Genomic DNA, 17,750 nt, shown 5'->3' on the forward strand with positions numbered 1-17,750 from the left:
CCGCGAGCCGCACCCGGACCGCACCCGAAGTCCCGCGCCTCACATAGCCCGGTAGTCGCGCAACTCGATGCGGGGCCCGAAGCGCGGCCGCCGGTGACCCGCCGTCTCGAGGTACCGCACCGCTCGCTGGCGCTGCGGCGCGTACGGCGCCAGCACCTCCGCCATGCCGGCGTCGTCCAGCTGCACGCCCAGCACCGCGTGCCCCACCATCGACGGGATGTTGTAGTCGCCGAAGCTGACGGCATCCGGGTCGCCCCAGGCGCGCTGGGCGATCTCCGCCGCCGTCCACACTCCGATTCCCGGTACCCGGCGCAGCCAATGCCTGCCCGCCAGGCCGCCCAGCTCGACCGCGCGCTCCAGGTGCCCCGCCACGCGCGCCGCGTTCAGCAGGGTCGTCCGGCGCTTGATGTCGACGCCCGCGCGGTGCCAGTGCCAGTCCGGCAACGACCTCAGCGTCACCGGCGTCGGCGGTAGGCGCAGCCGCTCCGGTGCCGGTCCCGGTGGGCGCGCGCCGAAGCGGCGGCACAGCTCCGCCCACGAGCGGATCGCCTCCTTGCCCGCCACCTTCTGCTCCAGCACCGCCAGCACCAGCCAGTCCCACACCACCCCGGTCCGGCCCAGCCGCAGCCCCGGGTGCTCCCGCCGGGCGCGCGCGACGACGTCGTGGTGCGCGACGAACTCCGAGTCGTCGTCCTCGGCTCCCAGTAACGCCGGGACGCCGCTGAGCAGGCGATCCTTCCCGTCACCCCAGGCCGCCGCCTCGATGCGGCCGTCCGTCAGGCGACGCAGCGCCAGCGTTCCCGGGCCGTCCGGGGTGTTCGACGCGAGCCAGGTGACGCCGCGGTCGTCGTCGAAGATGTTGAGCGATCCGCGGCCGCGCTTCAGCGGACTCAGGACCCTGCCCAAGTCGACCTCGAACGCCGGACGCCAGAACATCGCTACGCGTCGCTCGAAAACCGCACGGAACCGTCCGGCAGCACCGTGTCCGGCCAGACCCGGGCGCCGTCGAGCAGCTCGCAGCCGGCGCCGACCGACACGCCGTCGCCCAGCACCACCCCGCGCAGCACCGCGCCGGCGCCGACCCGCGCGCCGTGCCCGAGCACCGAACGCTCGACCACCGCGCCCTCGGAGACGGCCGCGCCGTCGAACAGCACCGAGCCGTCGATCTTCGCGCCCGAGCCGACCACGGCCGCGACGCCGATCGTCGACCCGCCGCAGAGCTGGGCGTCTTCGGCGACGGACGCGCCGTCCAGCACGAGGAAGTCGCCGGGACGGCCGGGCAGCGCCGACGTCGGCGCCACCCCCCGCACCAGGTCGGCCGAGCCGCGCACGAACGCCTCCGGCGTGCCGACGTCCAGCCAGTACGACGCGTCGATGAAGCCCTGGATGTGCGCGCCCTGCTCCAGCAGCTGCGGGAACGTCTCGCGCTCGACCGACACGCGCCGCCCCGCCGGGATGGCCTCGATCACCGGGCGGCGGAAGACGTAGCAGCCGGCGTTGATCTGGTCGGTCGGCGGGTTCGGCGTCTTCTCGAGGAACGCCTCGACGCGGCCGGTCTCGTCGGTCGGCACCGAGCCGAACCGGCTCGGGTCGGGCACGCGCTGCAGGTGCAGCGTGACGTCGGCCGCGGACTCCCGGTGCACGCGCAGCTGCTCGCCCAGGTCGGCGCCGGAGAGGATGTCGCCGTTGAAGACGATCACATGCTCGGCGCGCAGCCTGTCGTAGACGTTCCGGATCGCGCCCGCGGTGTCGAGCGGCTCCTCCTCGACGACGTACTCCAGCTCCAGGCCGATCGACTTGCCGTCGCCGAAGTACTCCTCGAACACCTCCGCCCGGTAGCTCGTGCCGAGCACGACGTGCCGGATGCCGGCCTCGCGGATGCGGGAGAACAGGTGGCTCAGGTAGGGCGTCCCGGCGGTCGGGAGCATCGGCTTCGGCGCCGACAGGGTCAATGGCCTCAGGCGCGTGCCCTTGCCCCCGACCAGCACGACGGCGTCGACCTCTACCTCGGACGTCACGGAAATCTCCTCTTGTATCACGCACCGCTGAGCGACAAGCCGCGGGAAACCCTGACGGAGGTCGCCCGGAGGGCCTACCCTAGACAGGAAACAGGCGGGCCTTTCCCCAGAGGGCCCCGGGTCAGTCGGGAGGCCGAGGGGATGGACCCCCGCGATCGGGCGGACGCCCTGCTCGCACGAGCCCAGGCGCGCGGTGTGTTCGTGGTGACACCCGACCGAGCCACGTCACCGATGGATTCGGCGAACACCCAGCAGATCCCGCGCGCGCAGATCGACGGGCTCGACCGCAGCCAGGATCCCGACACGACCACGCAGCTGCCGGCGTCGCTGATCGAGGAGAACGACCACCCGCTGGCCGGCTCGGCCCCGACCCGGCGCCTGGAGGTCCAGGACGGCCGCCGCCGGCAGCAGACCGCGCCGCTGAGCACGCCGGCGCCGACCACGCCGATGCGCACCCCGGTGACCACGCCGCTGTCCCGGCGGCCCCAGGCCGAGCCGATCACGAGCCCGCTGAAGGAACCGGACCCGGAGGACACCGGCCTGGTGCCGACGGTCACGCAGAACAACGGCAAGTCGGACCTCTCCCGCCGGCTCGACGGGATCTAGCGGGTCTCCAGCTTCAGCCGCAGGGCGAGCCCGAGCTTCGTCGCGGCCAGCACCGGCTTCCAGAGCAGGCCCTGGTGCCGGTCGGCGAGGTAGCGGTAGGCGCTGTCGTGGTGGGCTTTGAGCATCTTCTCCGACGCCTGCGACGTCGAGTGCCCGCCGAGGTGCATGACGCCGGCGGAGGGCACGTACACGTTCAGCCAGCCGGCCTTGCCCAGCCGGTCCCCGAGGTCGACGTCTTCGAAGTACATGAAGTACCGCGAGTCGAAGCCGCCGACGGACTCGAACGCCTCCCGGCGCAGCAGCAGACACGAGCCGGACAGCCACTCGGCGGCGCGCTCGACGGGCGTCCCGGTCTCCTGCCGGTACTGCCGGGTCCAGGGGTTGCCCGGCCAGACCTTGCCGAACACGGCGTGCCCGATACCGCGGCCGAAGGAGGGCAGCAGCCGCGCGGAGGGGTAGACGGTGCCGTCGAGCTCGTGGATGAGCGGCCCGAAGGCACCGCCGCGCGGCCACCGCTGGGCGGCCTCGAGCAGCGTGTCGAGCGACCCGGGCTCCCATTCGAGGTCGGGGTTGGCGATGACGATCCACCCGAAGGAGTCGTCGAGCTCGGCGACGCCGCGGTTGCAGCCGGTCCCGTAGCCGACGTTCTCGCCGATCTTGAGCAGGTGCACGTTCGCGCGCTGCGCGGCTTTTTCCGGAGCACCATCGGTCGAGACGGTGTCGGCGACGACGACCTTGACATCGCGCCCGGTGGCCTTCTCGAGGGTGTCGAGGAAGCGCTCGAGGGTGTCGCCGGAGAAGTACGTCACGGTGACGACGCCGAGTTGGTCGCCGTAGCGGGTCTGCTCAGTCACGGGGCCATTGTCCCTTCGTCACGGAGCGCTTTCCCGGCACCCCGCCGCAGCGCGGGCCCGACGGGTTCAGCGGGTGCGCAGGTGCCGTGACCAGGCCTTGGCGTACGCCTCCCGGTGACGCTCCGCCGTCGTGGCCCAGGAAAACTCCTTCGCCCGCTGCTGTGCCGCCGTGGCCAGCTCGGCACGACGGCCCCGGTCCGCCAGCAGCTCCGAGATCGCCGCCGCCACGTCGCCCGCCCCCACTCCGCAGTACGCCACCGCGTCTCCGCCCACCTCCGGCAACGACAGGCGGCGGGTCGTCAGCACGCACGCGCCGCACGCCATCGCCTCCAGCACCGGCAGCCCGAAGCCCTCGCCCAGCGACGGGTACGCGACCAGCTCCGACCCGCCCAGGAAGCCCGCCAGCGTGCCGAACGGCAGGTACCCCGCCCGGATCACGCGCAGCCGGTGCGGGACCGCGTCCAGTGCCCGCTCCACCTGCGTGTCCCAGCCCGGCTGGCCCGCCAGCACCAACGCCGGCGCGTCCCGCTGCCCGGCGACCGCCCGCGCGAACCCGCGGATCAGCGCCGGCACGTTCTTGCGTGGCTCCAGCGCACCCAGGAACGCCACGTACGGCGTGCGGCCCAGCCCGACCGCCGCCCGGGCCGCGGCCACCTCCGACGGGGACGGCGGGTGGAAACGCTCGGTGTCGACGCCGTGGTGAATGACCTCCAGCGACGCGTGCCGCACCGGGCCGACCCTGGCCAGCTCCGCCGCCGTCGCCACCGAAGGCACTACGCACAGCGTCGCGCGCCGGAGCGCCGTTGCCGTCCAGGCCCGGAAGAAGCGGGCCTTCACCGATGAGTGCAGGACCGCGTCGGTGAAGAACGTGGCGTCGTGCAGCGTGACGACCGATGCCGCCGACGTGGCCAGCGGCATCGTGTAGTGGGGCGAGTGGACGACGTCCGCGCCGAGGCGGCGCACCAGCCGGGGCAGCGTCGCCTGTTCCCAGGTCAGGCGCGCCGTTCGGGTGGTCGTCGACGGCGACGCGGGCACGATCCGTGAGCGCGGCGCCAGCCGATCGTAAAGCCGCAGGTCCCGGGGCTGGCAGACGACGGTGACGCGCGCGCCGTCCGCGTCCAGGGCCGCGACGAGCGAATCCACGTACCGGCCCACCCCGCCGCGGTCCGCGGGAACCGCGGTCGCGTCGATCAGGACCCGGGGATCATCGCTCACCCCTGCAGGGTACGGCGGCGACCCTGCGTCATGGTGGGGAACTGGCAAACCGGTCAATCGCGGGTACGCCGGTGGATCGCCCAGACCGATTCGGCGGCCCGGCGCCAGGTGAACGCCCGGGCCCGCTCCCGGCCGGCCCGCACCAGTCCCGCCGCCCGCGACGGCGAACCGAGCACCTCCCGCAGCGCCGCCGCCAGCGCCGCGGCGTCGCCGCGCGGCACCATCAGGCCCGCGCCGCCCGCGACCTCGGCCAGCGCCGGGACGTCGGTGTGCACCACCGGGACGCCGGCCGCCATCGCCTCCAGCAGGCCCAGGCCGAATCCTTCGGCCAGGCTCGGCACGGCCAGCACGCTCGCCCGCCGCAGCACGGTCGCCAGCTCGGCGTCCGACACCTTGCCCAGCACCCGCAGCCGCTCCGCGGGCAGACCGCGCTCGGCGGCCAGCGCGACCGGGTCGATGCCACCCCAGCCCGGCTGCCCGGCGAGCACGAGCACCGTGCCCGCCACCGCCGCGACGGCGTCCACCAGCACGTCGATGCCTTTGCGCGGCTCGATCGTCCCGACCGCGAGCACGTACCGCTCCGGCAGGTCGAGCTCGGCCGACCCGGCGGGCACGCGCACGCCGTGCGGCACCACGCGCACCGGGACGTCGACGTCGATGAGCACCGCCAGCTCGTCGGCGACCGCCCGCGTCGGCACGACCAGCCCGGACGCCCGCCGCGCGGCCCGGGTGATCATCGACCGGTGCCAGCTGACGCCGCGCGCGGTCAGCGTCTCCGGATGGGTCCAGGGCACCGTGTCGTGCACGGTCACGCTCAGCGTCCGGCCGGCCGGGACGCGCGGCGGCGCGAACGGCGTCGGCGCGTGCACCGCGTCGCCGCCCGGCCACCACGGCAGGCCCGCCTGCCAGGCCGCGACCAGCGCCCGCGGCGGGAGGCGCAGCACCCGCGGCCCGTTGACGCCCGGCAGCCGGGCCGGGCCGACGTCGGCGTGCCGCGCGACGACACTGGTCACCGTCCAGCCCGGCGGCGCCGTGTTCGCGAGCGCCGGGAGCAGCTCGGCCGTGTAGCGCCCGGTGCCACCGGGCACGGGCGCGAGGAGCTGCTCGGCGAGCACGACCAGTTCGGGCACGCGGCTATTGTGCGGGACGTGACCGCGAATCCCGCCACCACGGTGGTCGTCGTGACCTGGCGGGGTGCCGGGCACGTCACCGCCTGCCTCGACGCGCTCGCCGCGCAGACGCGTCCACATCGGACGCTCGTGGTGGACAACGCCTCCGACGACGGCACCGCCGCCCTGCTCGCGGCCCATCCTTCGCACCCGCAAGTAATCCGGCTGCCGCGCAATGCCGGGTACGCGGGCGCGCTCGACGTCGCGGCGAAGCGGGTCGAGACGCGGCTGATCGCGTGGCTGAACGACGACGCCGAACCGGAGCCGGACTGGCTGGCGAAGCTGGAGGACGCCCTCGAGGAGGCGCCGCTGGCGGGGGCGGTGACGTCGCTGCTCGTGCGGCCCGACGGCACCACGCAGTCCGCCGGCGTCCGGCTGACCGCCGACGGCCACGGCGCCGACCTGACCGAGCCCGCCGCCGAGGTGTTCGGCTTCTGCGGCGGCGCGGCGCTGCTGCGCGCCGACGCGCTGAAGAGCGTGCACGGCGTCCCGGCGTCGTTCTTCTGTTATTACGAAGACACCGACACGGCGTGGCGGCTGCGGCTGGCCGGCTGGGACGTCGTCGCGGCGCCGGACGCCCGCGTCCGGCACGCCCACGGCGTCAGCAGCAAGCCGGGCTCGCCGCTGTTCCACCGCTGGAACGAGCGCAACCGGCTGCTCATGCTGCTGCGCTGCGCCCCGCGTGACGTCGCGGTGCGGCAGCTGGCCCGCTTCGCCGCGCTGACCGCCGTGCTGCCCCTGCGGCCCGGGCGGCCGCGGGCGGCGAACTTCCGGTTCGGCCTGCGCTGCCGCGTGCTGGCGGAGGTGTGCGCGCGGCTACCGGCGACGTTGCTGGCCCGCCGGCGGATCGGCCGTCGCGCGGCGCTCGGCCGAGGCGCGGTCTGGGAGGCATGGGCGGGCCTTTAAGCTTGGCGCCTACCGACCGCGAGGAGCTGGCTTTGGCGCAGGGGGCACCGCAACCGCTCGTCTCGGTGATCGTGGTGAACTACCACGGCGCCGACGACACGATCACCTGCCTGCGCGCGCTCGCCGAGCACGACTATCCCGAGCTCGAGCTGATCTGCGTCGACAACTCCGACGAGGCCGCCCGCCTGCGCGAGGCCGTTCCGCAGGCCCGCGTGATCGAGGCCGGCCGCAACAGCGGTTTCGCCGGCGGCTGCAACCTCGGCGCGAAGCACGCGAAGGGCACTGTCCTCGGCTTCCTCAACAACGACGCGCGCCCGGCACCCGGCTGGGTCGCCGCCGCGGTCGCCGAGCTGCGCGCGCAGCCCCGCGTCGCCGCCGTGGCCAGCAAGGTCCTCGACTGGGACGGCACCGGCACCGACTTCGTCGACGGCGGCCTGACCTGGTTCGGCATGGGCTACAAGCGCCACGCGGGCACGCCGCTGGCCGACGTGCCCGCCGCCGAGCACGAGGTGGCCAAGGACGTCCTGTTCGGCACCGGCTCGGCGATGTTCGTGCGCGCTTCGGTGTTCGCCGAGCTCGGCGGGTTCGACGAACGGTTCTTCATGTTCTACGAGGACGTCGACCTCGGCTGGCGGCTCAACCTGCGCGGCTGGCGCGTCCGGTACGTCCCGGAGTCGCTGGCGTTCCACCGCCACCACGCCACCATGGCGTCGGTCGACGCGCCCGAGACCGGCCGCGAGACCTTCCTCCTGGAGCGCAACGCCCTCGCCGCCCTCTACAAGAACCTCTCCGACGAGACACTGGCCCGGGCGCTGCCCGCGGCCCTCGCGCTGGCCGTGCGGCGGGCCACCGCCCGCGGCGAGCTGGACGCCACGCGGCTGGACCTGGAACGGGGTGTCGGCCCGATCGAGTCCGGCGACGTCGCGATCCCGCGGACCACGCTGGCCGGGCTGCTGGCCATCGACCAGTTCGTCGAGCAGCTGCCGTCGCTGGCCGAAGCGCGCCGGGCCGAGCAGGCCGCGCGCGTACGCACCGACGCCGACCTGCTTCCCTTGCTGCGCAAGGCGTTGGAGCCCGCGTACCCGCTGCCGCGCTACCTCGCCGCACACGACATCCTCGTCGAGGCGTTCGGCATCGAGCAGGCGTTCGGGCAGCGCCGGAAGATCCTCGTGCTCACCGGCGACGCGCTGACCGAGCGGATGGCGGGCCCGGCGATCCGCGCCTGGAACATCGCGCTGGCGCTGTCCGCCGAGCACGACGTCCACCTCATCACGACCAACCCGCTGGCCACGCCGCCGCCCGCGCCGTTCCGCGTCAGCGCCGGCAAGCACCGCGAGCTGGAAGGGCCGATCGCCTGGGCCGACGTCGTGGTCCTGCAAGGGCACGTGCTCGAACTGGCGCCTTCGCTGAAGAAGGAGCACCGGGGCAAGATCGTCGTCGCCGACCTCTACGACCCGATGCACCTGGAGCTGCTGGAACAGGGCAAGGGTGTCGCCGACGACCGGCGCGCGGCCGACCTCGCCGGCGTCACTCGCGTCCTCGACGCCCAGCTCGAGCGCGGCGACTTCTTCCTCTGCGCCTCCGAGCGGCAGCGGCACCTGTGGCTCGGGCACCTGGCCGCACTGGGCCGGCTTTCGCCGCGGCTCTACGACGCCGACCCGACCACGCAGTCGCTGCTCGCGGTCGTCCCGTTCGGACTGTCCGAACAGGCGCCTGCCCGCACCGGCCCGGGGCTGCGGTCGTCGCTGGGCATCGGCGGCACCGACCACGTCGTGCTCTGGGCGGGCGGGGTGTACAGCTGGTTCGACCCGCTGACGCTGGTCCGCGCGATCGACACGCTCCGGCGTCGCCGCGGCGACGTCCGGCTGGTGTTCCTCGGCATGAAGCACCCGAACCCCGAGGTCGCCGAGATGGACATCGGGACGCGGACGATCCGGCTGGCCGATTCGCTGGGCCTGACCGGCAAGCACGTCTACTTCAACGAGCAGTGGGTGCCCTACCACGAGCGCCAGAACTGGCTGCTGGACGCGAACTGCGGCGTCACGACGCACTACGAGCACGTCGAGACGACGTTCGCGTTCCGCACCCGCGTGCTCGACTACCTGTGGGCCGGGCTGCCGATCGTGACCACCGACGGCGACGCGTTCGCCGACCTGGTGCGGGCCGAACGGCTCGGCGTCGTCGTGCCGGCCGAGGACGAGGCGGCGCTGGCCGACGCGTTGGAGAAGGTGCTGTACGACGAGGAGTTCGCCGCGGGCTGCGTCGAGCGGATCGCCGTGGTCGCGCAGCGGTACACGTGGCCGGAGGTGCTGAAGCCGCTGGTGGAGTTCTGCCGCGACCCGCGCCCGGCGGCCGACCGGCTGCCCGGCTCGGCGGACCTGGTGAAGACGCCGGCGGTGCGCGGGCGGGCGATGCTGCGCCGGGACGCCGACCTGGTCCGCGAGTACCTCGCCGCGGGCGGTCCGGCGGAGCTGGCGCGGCGCGCGGGCGGCCGGGCGTTGAAGCTCGTGAAGCAACGGCTGCGCCGTGGCTAGGTCACTGAGCGTCCTCCTCGACGGCACCCCGCTGCTCGGCGCGCGCACCGGGATCGGCCGGTACACGGCCGCGCTGAGCGAAGAGCTGGTGTCGATCCCGGAAGTCGACACGCGCGCGGTGGCGTTCACGCTGCGCGGCTGGCGGCGGCTGCGGCACGTGCTGCCGTACGGCGCGCGGGCCCGCGGGATGCCGGTGGCGGCGCGGCTGCTGCGGGCGGCGTGGCTGCGTTCGGACTTCCCGCCGGTGGAGCTGTTCGCCGGGCCGACCGACGTCGTGCACGGCACGAACTTCGTGCTGCCGGGCCGGTTGCGGGCGGCAGGCGTCGTGACGATCCACGATCTGGCCTTTTTGGACAATCCGGCGGAGCTGGCCCCCAGCGACCGCACCCTGCCGGAACTGGTCCGCCGCGGCGCCCGCCGCGCGAACGTGATCTGCACGCCGACGGCCGCGGTGGCCGACTCGGTGGCGGAGCGCCTGGACGTCTCGCGCGACAAGATCGTGGTGACGCCCCTTGGCGTGAACCCGGCCTGGTTCACCGCGCGGCCGCCGGACGACGAGCGGCGCGCGCGGCTGGGACTGCCGTCGCGGTACCTGCTGTTCGCGGGAGCGGCGGGGCCGCGGAAGGGCCTGGACTGGCTGACCCTCGCCCACGACGCCGCGCCCGACCTGCCGGACCTGGTGTTCGCCGGGCCGGGCCCGTTCCCCCGGACGGCACGGACCCGCCAGACCGGCTATCTGTCCGATGTGGACTTGCGCACGGTGGTGGCCGGGGCGTCGGCGCTGGTGCTGCCCTCGCGCGACGAAGGCTTCGGGCTGCCGGTGCTGGAGGCGATGGCCTCGGACGTCCCGGTGGTGTGCACGGACATCCCGGCCCTGCGCGAAGTGGCGGGCGACTGCGCGAGCCTGGTCCCGTACGGCGACGTGGACGGCCTGGCGGAAGCGCTGCGGATGGCCGTGACGGACCCGCACGCGGTCTCGACGTCGGCGACCCGGCGCGCGCACGCGGCGAACTTCACGTGGCGGACGTGCGCGGAACTGACGGTGGGCGCGTACCGCCTGGCCTCCGGCCGTCACTGAGCCCGGAAGTACGCCTCCAGGGCTTCTTCCCACGGACGCATCGGGGTCAGCCACGCCTCGCGCCACGATGCCGGTGACAGCACCGAGTACGCCGGCCGGGTCGCCGCTTGCGGGTACTCCGCCGACGTGCACGGGCGCACCCGCGCCGGGTCCGCGCCCAAGTGCGTGAAGATCGCCTTCGCGAACCCGCACCAGCTCACCGCGCCCGCGTTCGTGCAGTGCAGGATCCGCCGCTCCGGCCCGTCCCCGGAGGCGACCCGGCCGGCCAGCTCCATGAGTGCCGAAGCCAGGTCGGCCGTCCACGTCGGACCGCCGACCTGATCGTCCACAACGGACACCGTTTCCCGCGAGGACTCCAGGCGCGCCATGGTCTTGACGAAGTTCTTCCCCGACTGGCCGTACAGCCACCCGGTCCGCACCACCCACGACGACGCCCCCGACCCGAGCACGGCGTCCTCCCCCGCCGCCTTCGTGCGGCCGTACGCCGAACGCGGCCCCAGCTCGTCGGAAGGCTCGTACGGCTCGGAAGCGTCGCCGGAAAACACGTAGTCCGTCGACACGTGGATCAGCGGCACCCGCCGGGACGCGCAGGCCGCGGCCAGCACGCGCGGGCCGTCGGCGTTGACCGCGAACGCGCGTTCTTCGTCCGTCTCCGCCGCGTCGACCGCCGTGTACGCCGCTGCGTTGATCACCACCGGCGCGGAACCGTTCTCGCGGGCCCGCTCGGCCAGCGCGCCGACCGCCGCCAGCACCTGGCCCGTCACCGTCACGTCCAGCTCCGCCGAGCCCGGGGCCACGACGTCCACCGAACCGGAGGACAGCGCGGCCAGGTCGCGGCCGAGCTGTCCGGAACCGCCGGGCACGAGCACCGTCAGCCGCACAGGCACATCCTCTACTTCTTGAGCGCGGCCCGCTCCGCCAGGGGCTCCCACCACGCGCGGTTTTCCGTGTACCAGGCCACCGTCGCGGCCAGACCGTCCTCGAAGGACACCCGCGGAGCGTACCCCAGCTCACCGCTGATCTTGGTGATGTCCACCGAGTACCGGCGGTCGTGGCCCTTGCGGTCTTCGACCGGTTCGACGCGGTCCCAGCCCGCACCGACCGCGGCCAGCAGCTTCTCCGTCAGCTCGCGGTTGGTCAGCTCGGTACCGCCGCCGATGTTGTAGATCTCGCCCGGCCTGCCCCCGTCGGCGACGAGCTGGATGCCGTGGCAGTGATCGTCCACGTGCAGCCAGTCACGGACGTTGAGCCCGTCGCCGTAGAGCGGCACCTTCCGCCCGTCGAGGAGGTTCGTGACGAACAGCGGGATGACCTTCTCCGGGAACTGGTACGGACCGTAGTTGTTGGAGCACCGCGTGATGCACACCGGCAGCCCGTGGGTCCGGTGGAACGACCGCGCCACCAGATCGGACGACGCCTTCGACGCCGCGTACGGCGAATTCGGCTCCAGCACGTGGTCTTCCCGCCACGAACCGTGCTCGATCGAGCCGTACACCTCGTCGGTCGAGACGTGGACGAACTTGCCCACGCCCGCTTCCACGGCCGCCTGCAGCAGGTTCTGCGTGCCCAGCACGTTCGTCAGCACGAAGTCGGCGGCGCCGAGGATCGAGCGGTCCACATGCGACTCGGCGGCGAAGTGCACGACCAGGTCTACCCCGCGCATGACGTCGGCGACCAGCGCGGTGTCGCAGATGTCGCCGCGGACGAACCGCAGCCGCGGATCGGCGGCGACCGGGGCCAGGTTCGCCTCGTTGCCGGCGTAGGTGAGCTTGTCCAGCACCACGACCTCGGCGTCACGCAGCGCCGGGTAGGCGCCGCTCAGCGCCTGCCGGACGTAGTGCGACCCGATGAAGCCCGCACCACCGGTGACCAGGACCCGCATAATCCCGCCTTTCCTCACGCCCCGGCCGGGGCAATCCGCCACCAGCCTACGGAGGTCCCACAACACCCTCAGTAGAGTCATGGTGGAGGCACGCGAGTGCCCTGGGGGAAGCACGGGGTTGCACAGGGGAGGAAGCGCGTGACCGAAGGGCCTGCGCCGACCGTCCCGGCGCGCCGCAGGCAGGACATCAGCCACGGCGCCGCGGTCTTCGCGCGGCGCGGCGGCAAGGTCGTCGTGTCCCTGCTGTCCGTCGCGATCCTGGCCCTGACCTGGTACGGCTGGCACTACATCGGCGACCCGAACACGGGCCTGACCACCACGAACGTCTTCGCCGACACCGAGGCGCACGCGAAGCCGCTCGACGGCGCGATCGACATCCTGCTGGTCGGCCAGGACAGCCGCACGGACGCGCAGGGCAACCCGCTGCCCCGCGAGGTGCTGGACATGCTGCACGCCGGCGTCTCCGACGGCGAGCTGAACACCGACACGATGATCCTCGTGCACATCCCCCAGAACGGGAAGCACGCGATCGCGATCTCGTTCCCCCGCGACTCCTGGGTCGAGCTGGCCGGCGGCTACGGCAAGCACAAGCTCAACAGCGCGTTCGTCTACGCGTACACGGACACTTACAAGACGTTGCAACGCCAGGGCATGACCGACCTCAAGCAGGCCGACGCGCAGGCGAAGGTGGCCGGGCGCAAGAACCTGATCGCCACGCTCGAGAAGTTCATCGGCAAGCCCGGCATGATCGACCGCTACGCCGAGGTCAACCTGGCGAGCTTCTACGAGATCACCAAGTCGATCGGCGGCGTCGAGGTCTGCCTCAAGGCCCCGGTCAAGGAGGCGAAGTCCGGCGTCGACCTGCCGGGCGGGCGGCAGACGATCGAGGGCGTGCAGGCGCTCGCGTTCGTCCGCCAGCGCTACGGCCTGCCCCGCTTCGACCTCGACCGGATCGCGCGCCAGCAGGCGTTCCTGTCCGGACTGGCGCGCAAGGTCCTCTCCAGCGACGTCCTGACCAGCCCGGCGAAGATCGCCGACCTGGTGGCGGCGGTGAAGAAGTCCGTCGTCGTGTCGCAGGGCTGGGACCTCACCGAGTTCGCCGAGCAGATGCGTGGCCTGACCGGCGGCAACATCGAGTTCCACACGATCCCGACACTGGGCAACGCGGTCATCGGCGGCGCGGACGTGCTGCGCGTCGACCCGGCGGCGGTCCAGGCGGAGGTGGCGCGGCTGACCGCGGACGGCGACACTCCGGCGCCGCCGTCGTCGTCCCAGCTGCCCGGCGCGAACGCCGTCACGGTCGAGTTGTTCGACGGCTCGGGGTCGCCGTCGCTGGCCGGCCAGGCCCGCGCGATGCTGCAGGCCAAGGGCTTCACGCTGGCCGCCGACCAGAAGCTGAGCACCCGCGCCGCCACGGTCGTCCGGTACAACCCGGCCGACGAAGCCGCGCTGGCGCTGGTCAAGCAGGCGCTGGGCACGACGGTCCAGGCGGAGCCGGACCGGGACGTCACCGCCGGGCACGTGCGCGTGCTGCTGGGCAAGGACTTCCGCGGCTCGGCCGCCGCGGGCCCGGGCGGCGCGCCGTCGACGTCGGCGGCCGCACCGCCGCCGGTTTCGCCGACACCGGACGCACCACCGATCACCGCGGGCGACGTTCCCTGCGTCAACTAGACTGCGTACGCAGGGTGGTCGGGGGAGGTTGGGCACGGGTGGAAGACGAGCAGGAAAAGCCGGAGACCCCGGCCGAACCGGTGACGCAGCGCGACGATCCGGAGTGGAAGCCGTCGCCGGTCCCGCGGGAGCCGAGCCCGGACCCGGTCGTCGCAGCGCCGTCACGGACGCGGCGCGCCGGGCGGGCGACGCGCCGGATCGCGGTCGGGCTCGTCTCGCTGCTGGCGCTCGGCGCGAGCGGCTACGCCTACGTGACGAAGGACCAGCTGCAGCAGAACGTCCCGACGACGGACGCGCTCACCCCGCGCGCCGGCGAGCCCGAGCCCCCGCCGGCGGACGACGGCGCGGAGGACATCCTGCTCGTGGGCAGCGACGCGCGGACGGACGCGCAGGGCAACCCGCTGCCGTTGCGCGTGCTGAAGGAGCTGCGCACGGAGGCCAACGACGGCGCGGTGAACACGGACACGGTGATCCTGCTGCGGGTACCGAAGAACGGCGGGAAGCCGTCGGCGGTGTCGGTGCCGCGCGACACGTGGACCGACATCCCGGGCCGCGGCAAGGCGAAGATCAATTCGGCGTACGGCATCGCGAAGGCCCACTACGCCCAGCAGATGCGCGCGCAGGGCGAGCGTGACCAGGCGAAGATCGAGCGTGAATCGGACACCGAGGGCCGCCGGGTGCTGGTGCAGGCGATCCAGGACCTGACGCAGGTGCGGATCGACCACTACGCGGAGGTCAACCTGCTGGGGTTCTACCTGCTGACGGAGGCGCTGGGCGGGGTGAAGGTGTGCCTCAACCACGCGACGGAGGACAAGGACTCGGGAGCGAACTTCCACCGAGGTGAGCAGACGGTCTCGGGCGGCGAGGCACTGTCGTTCGTCCGCCAGCGCAAGAACCTCCCGCGCGGCGACCTGGACAGAATCGTGCGGCAGCAGGCGTTCCTGTCATCGGCGTTGCACCAGGTGCTGTCGGCGGGGACGTTGACGAGCCCGGGAACGCTGAACAACCTGATGGACGCGGTGCACCGTTCCCTGGTTCTCGACCCGGGCCTCGACCTGCTGCAGTTCGCGCAGCAGGCGAAGGGGATCGCCTCGGGTGACCTGACGTTCGCGACGATCCCGGTGGTGACGGCGAACGGCCGCAGCGAGGACGGGCAGAGCATCGTGGAGGTAGACCCGAAGGCGGTGCGGGAGTTCGTGGCCGGCTTGGCGGGCCGAACGGCCCCGGCAGCGGCGAAGGCACCGGGCGGCTCGCCGACGGGCGGCGGCGGTGCGGCCGCCAGCGGCGGCGCGAGCGGCGGCGGCCCGGGCAGCAGCGACGCGAGCGGCAGCGGCGGTGCGGGTGCCAGCGGCAGCCCGGGCAGCGGCGGTGCGGCCGCCAGCGGCGGCGGCCCGGGCAGCAGCGGCGCGAGCGGCTCCGCCCCCGCTGCAGTGCCGGTGCTCCAGGCTTCCGATGGCGTGCCCTGCGTCAACTGACCGCTTGCACCCGCGCATCGGCGACAACTTTCGCGGGAACCTCATCGACCCGGGACCGGCGCGGCGGCCCTCCCACCGCCGCGCGCCCGCCCCCACCCCCATCGGCGACACTTTCGGGCGAAACCCGCTCACCCAAAAGCGCCCCGGTTCTCCTCAACCCACTGCCGAAAACTCCGCGGAGCCCGGCCGGTCACCTCACGCACCACGTCCGTCACCACCGACGGCTCCCGAGTCGTGCGCTCCCAGGTCCGCAGCACCTCCGGTGCCACCTCCGGCGGCCAGCCCCGCGCCGCCATCCGGGCCGCCTCCTGTTCCGGGGTCAGCTCCTCCACCCGCAGCCGCTTCCCCAGCACGTCCGCCAGCACCTCCGCCTGCTCGCGGAACGAGATCGGCTCCGGTCCCGTCAGCGGCAGCGCCTCACCCCCATGAGACCCGTCGGTCAGGATGCGGGCCGCCACGTCGCCGATGTCCTGCTCGTGGATCGCGCCGATCCGCGCGTCCGGGTACGCCGTGCGCACCACTCCCGCCGCGATGTCCTCGCGCCAGCCCAGCACGTTCGTCGCGAACGCTCCCGGGTTCAGCACCGTCGAGGCGAACGGCGCCGCCTCCAGCGCTTCTTCCACCGCCCGGTGCAGCCGCGCGAGGTGGCTCTGCGCCGACTTCGGCTCGAGCGTCGCCGACGACGACAGCTGCACCACGTGCCGCACGCCCGCCGCCTCCGCTGCCTTCACGAAACCCTCGATGCCCTGCGGCCGCGTGTACAGGAACACCGCCGAGACGCCGTCGAGCGCGGCGTCCAACGTCGCCGCGTCCTCCAGATCAGCGCTCACGGCCGGCACGCCGACGTCGAGCGTCGTGGCGTCCCGGCTCGCCGCGCGCACGTCCTGACCTGCGGCGAAGAGGGCGTCCAAGACCGCGCGGCCCACGTGCCCGCGCGCTCCGGTGACGAGAATGGTCATGGCTGTCCCCCAGAGGGTCAAATAGCTTTGCTTGCAAAGCAAAGCTACTCAGCCTGGCGAAGCCGTGTCAACCGGCGCGGCGCGCGGTCCGCGTTTTAGCCTGTCCGCATGAGCCTGACCGACGAGCTGCTGCGCCCGCTGCTGGCCTCGCCCGCCAAACCGCTGATCACCCACTACGACGACCAGCTCGGCAGCCGCGTCGAGCTGTCCGTGGCGACGACCGCCAACTGGGCGGCGAAGACGGCCAACTGGCTGACCGAGGAGTTCGACGTCGAGCCGGGTGACGACGTCGCGGTGCAGCTGCCGGCACACTGGCAGACCGTCGGCGTGCTGCTCGGCGCGTGGTGGTGCGGGGCGCGCGTGGTGACCGAGGGTGCCGGCGCGCGAGTGGCGTTCGTCGGGCCGGACGACCCCGAGCCGACCGGCGCCGCGGCCACCGCCGTCGTGACGCTCGACCCGATGGGCCGCGGGCTGGCCGAGCCACCCGGCGGCGGCGCCTTCGACTACCTGACGGAGTCGCGCGCGGCGGGCGACCAGTACAGCCCGCTCTTCCCGATCCCCGGCGACACGGCCGCACTCTTCGAGTCCACTGTGGACGAGGTACTTGCCGAAGCCCGCGCCCGGGCGGCAAAACTGGGGCTCACCGCGGACGACCGCGTATTGTCCACAAAGGATTGGAGGGGGTCGGAGGGCATTCTCGACGGCCTGCTCGTCCCTCTCGCCGCGGGCGCCCACCTGGTCCACGTGAGCCACGCGGACCCGGCGAAGCTGGGCGCCCGCCGTGATGCCGAGCGCACCACGGCGGACCTGCCCGCCTAGGCGTTCTGCAGTTCTCCGACGTCGCGACGGGCGCGCCGGCGGCCCCACAGCAGGTGGTCCAGCGAAATCCGGCCGCCGTTGAAGCCGAGGGCGAGCCCGGCGAGCGCCAGCACCAGCACCAGCTCGTAGCCGCCCTGGCCGGTCAGGCCGTTGTCGATGTGCACCGAGAGCAGCGCGCCGACGGAGATCACGACGTACCCGAGGCCGACCAGCGGCAGCAGGAACCCGACGATGAACGCGATCGAGCCCAGGATCTCGACGATCATCGCGAACACCGCGGCCGCCGTGGGCAGCGGGATGCCCGTCATCCCGAAGAACTTGGCCGTGCCGTCGATGCCGTTGTTCCACTTCTGGAGCCCATGCGCGAGGAAGACGACCGCGACGCCGATCCTCCCCAGCAACAGGGCCACGTCCTTGAATCGTCCGAACATCCGGTTTCAGCTCCCCGATGGGTGAATTTTCAACTGACCCGACCCAAAGTAGGGCACCGGGCACCCCGGTCCGAAGCTCCGGAGGGTGATCGACAGGGAACCGACAGGGACCAAATCCGGTTGGCGGACGCCG

General features: G+C 73.2%; 16 protein-coding genes. 7 read left to right on the forward strand and 9 right to left on the reverse strand.

Annotation, left to right across the window (positions count from 1 at the left end):
- Positions 1-39 precede the first annotated feature (39 nt).
- Positions 40-936, reverse strand: a complete 897-nt coding sequence (locus BT341_RS01185) for a DNA-3-methyladenine glycosylase family protein (protein WP_072474496.1) — start codon at positions 934-936, stop codon at positions 40-42.
- Positions 937-938: 2 nt separating this feature from the next.
- On the reverse strand, positions 939-2,018 hold the full coding sequence (gene manB / locus BT341_RS01190; RefSeq protein WP_072474497.1) for a mannose-1-phosphate guanylyltransferase: 1,080 nt from the start codon (positions 2,016-2,018) through the stop codon (positions 939-941).
- A 141-nt stretch (positions 2,019-2,159) separates the two neighbouring features.
- On the opposite strand from manB, the gene BT341_RS01195 reads away from it, so the two are divergent.
- Positions 2,160-2,624 (forward strand): hypothetical protein, encoded by a 465-nt coding sequence (locus tag BT341_RS01195; RefSeq protein WP_072474498.1) that lies wholly within the window; start codon positions 2,160-2,162, stop codon positions 2,622-2,624.
- On the opposite strand, the gene BT341_RS01200 is transcribed toward BT341_RS01195, so the two are convergent.
- From BT341_RS01200 to BT341_RS01210, 3 genes are all read right to left on the reverse strand, one after another.
- A complete protein-coding gene (locus BT341_RS01200; RefSeq protein WP_072474499.1) occupies positions 2,621-3,478 on the reverse strand; it encodes a glycosyltransferase family 2 protein in 858 nt (285 codons plus the stop codon). The genes BT341_RS01195 and BT341_RS01200 overlap by 4 nt on opposite strands.
- A gap of 66 nt (positions 3,479-3,544) precedes the next feature.
- Positions 3,545-4,693, reverse strand: coding sequence for a glycosyltransferase family 4 protein (locus BT341_RS01205; protein ID WP_072474500.1), 1,149 nt, complete (start codon positions 4,691-4,693; stop codon positions 3,545-3,547).
- A gap of 53 nt (positions 4,694-4,746) precedes the next feature.
- Positions 4,747-5,823: a glycosyltransferase family 4 protein gene (locus BT341_RS01210; RefSeq protein WP_072474501.1), complete on the reverse strand. Its 1,077-nt coding sequence runs from the start codon at positions 5,821-5,823 to the stop codon at positions 4,747-4,749.
- Between the two features lie 9 nt (positions 5,824-5,832).
- Here BT341_RS01210 and BT341_RS01215 point away from each other — a divergent pair, with 9 nt between their 5' ends.
- The 3 genes from BT341_RS01215 to BT341_RS01225 are packed head-to-tail and all read left to right on the forward strand — an operon-like array spanning position 5,833 to position 10,380.
- A complete protein-coding gene (locus tag BT341_RS01215; RefSeq protein ID WP_084742713.1) occupies positions 5,833-6,768 on the forward strand; it encodes a glycosyltransferase family 2 protein in 936 nt (311 codons plus the stop codon).
- A 32-nt stretch (positions 6,769-6,800) separates the two neighbouring features.
- Positions 6,801-9,302 (forward strand): glycosyltransferase, encoded by a 2,502-nt coding sequence (locus BT341_RS01220; protein ID WP_072474502.1) that lies wholly within the window; start codon positions 6,801-6,803, stop codon positions 9,300-9,302.
- A complete protein-coding gene (locus BT341_RS01225) occupies positions 9,295-10,380 on the forward strand; it encodes a glycosyltransferase family 4 protein (protein ID WP_072474503.1) in 1,086 nt (361 codons plus the stop codon). The genes BT341_RS01220 and BT341_RS01225 overlap by 8 nt, the downstream gene beginning before the upstream one ends.
- Here BT341_RS01225 and rfbD read toward each other — a convergent pair.
- Both rfbD and rfbB read right to left on the reverse strand, forming a co-directional pair.
- Complete coding sequence (gene rfbD, locus BT341_RS01230; protein ID WP_072474504.1) at positions 10,374-11,267, reverse strand: dTDP-4-dehydrorhamnose reductase; 894 nt, start codon at positions 11,265-11,267, stop codon at positions 10,374-10,376. The two genes, BT341_RS01225 and rfbD, sit on opposite strands and share 7 nt — an antisense overlap.
- Positions 11,268-11,272: 5 nt before the next feature.
- Entirely contained in the window at positions 11,273-12,262 is a 990-nt protein-coding gene (gene rfbB, locus BT341_RS01235) for a dTDP-glucose 4,6-dehydratase (protein ID WP_072474505.1), read from the reverse strand.
- A 138-nt stretch (positions 12,263-12,400) separates the two neighbouring features.
- Between rfbB and BT341_RS01240 the strand changes: the two genes are divergently transcribed.
- Both BT341_RS01240 and BT341_RS01245 read left to right on the forward strand, forming a co-directional pair.
- Complete coding sequence (locus BT341_RS01240) at positions 12,401-13,933, forward strand: LCP family protein (protein ID WP_072474506.1); 1,533 nt, start codon at positions 12,401-12,403, stop codon at positions 13,931-13,933.
- A gap of 38 nt (positions 13,934-13,971) precedes the next feature.
- On the forward strand, positions 13,972-15,408 hold the full coding sequence (locus BT341_RS01245) for an LCP family protein (protein WP_084742714.1): 1,437 nt from the start codon (positions 13,972-13,974) through the stop codon (positions 15,406-15,408).
- Positions 15,409-15,536: 128 nt separating this feature from the next.
- On the opposite strand, the gene BT341_RS01250 is transcribed toward BT341_RS01245, so the two are convergent.
- Positions 15,537-16,367 (reverse strand): NmrA family NAD(P)-binding protein, encoded by an 831-nt coding sequence (locus BT341_RS01250; protein ID WP_072474507.1) that lies wholly within the window; start codon positions 16,365-16,367, stop codon positions 15,537-15,539.
- A 108-nt stretch (positions 16,368-16,475) separates the two neighbouring features.
- Between BT341_RS01250 and BT341_RS01255 the strand changes: the two genes are divergently transcribed.
- Positions 16,476-17,186, forward strand: coding sequence for a TIGR03089 family protein (locus BT341_RS01255; RefSeq protein WP_072474508.1), 711 nt, complete (start codon positions 16,476-16,478; stop codon positions 17,184-17,186).
- Here BT341_RS01255 and BT341_RS01260 read toward each other — a convergent pair.
- Complete coding sequence (locus BT341_RS01260) at positions 17,183-17,617, reverse strand: DoxX family protein (protein WP_072474509.1); 435 nt, start codon at positions 17,615-17,617, stop codon at positions 17,183-17,185. The genes BT341_RS01255 and BT341_RS01260 overlap by 4 nt on opposite strands.
- Positions 17,618-17,750 lie beyond the last annotated feature (133 nt).

Origin of the sequence: Amycolatopsis australiensis, from assembly GCF_900119165.1 — a bacterium.
GTDB lineage: Bacteria > Actinomycetota > Actinomycetes > Mycobacteriales > Pseudonocardiaceae > Amycolatopsis > Amycolatopsis australiensis.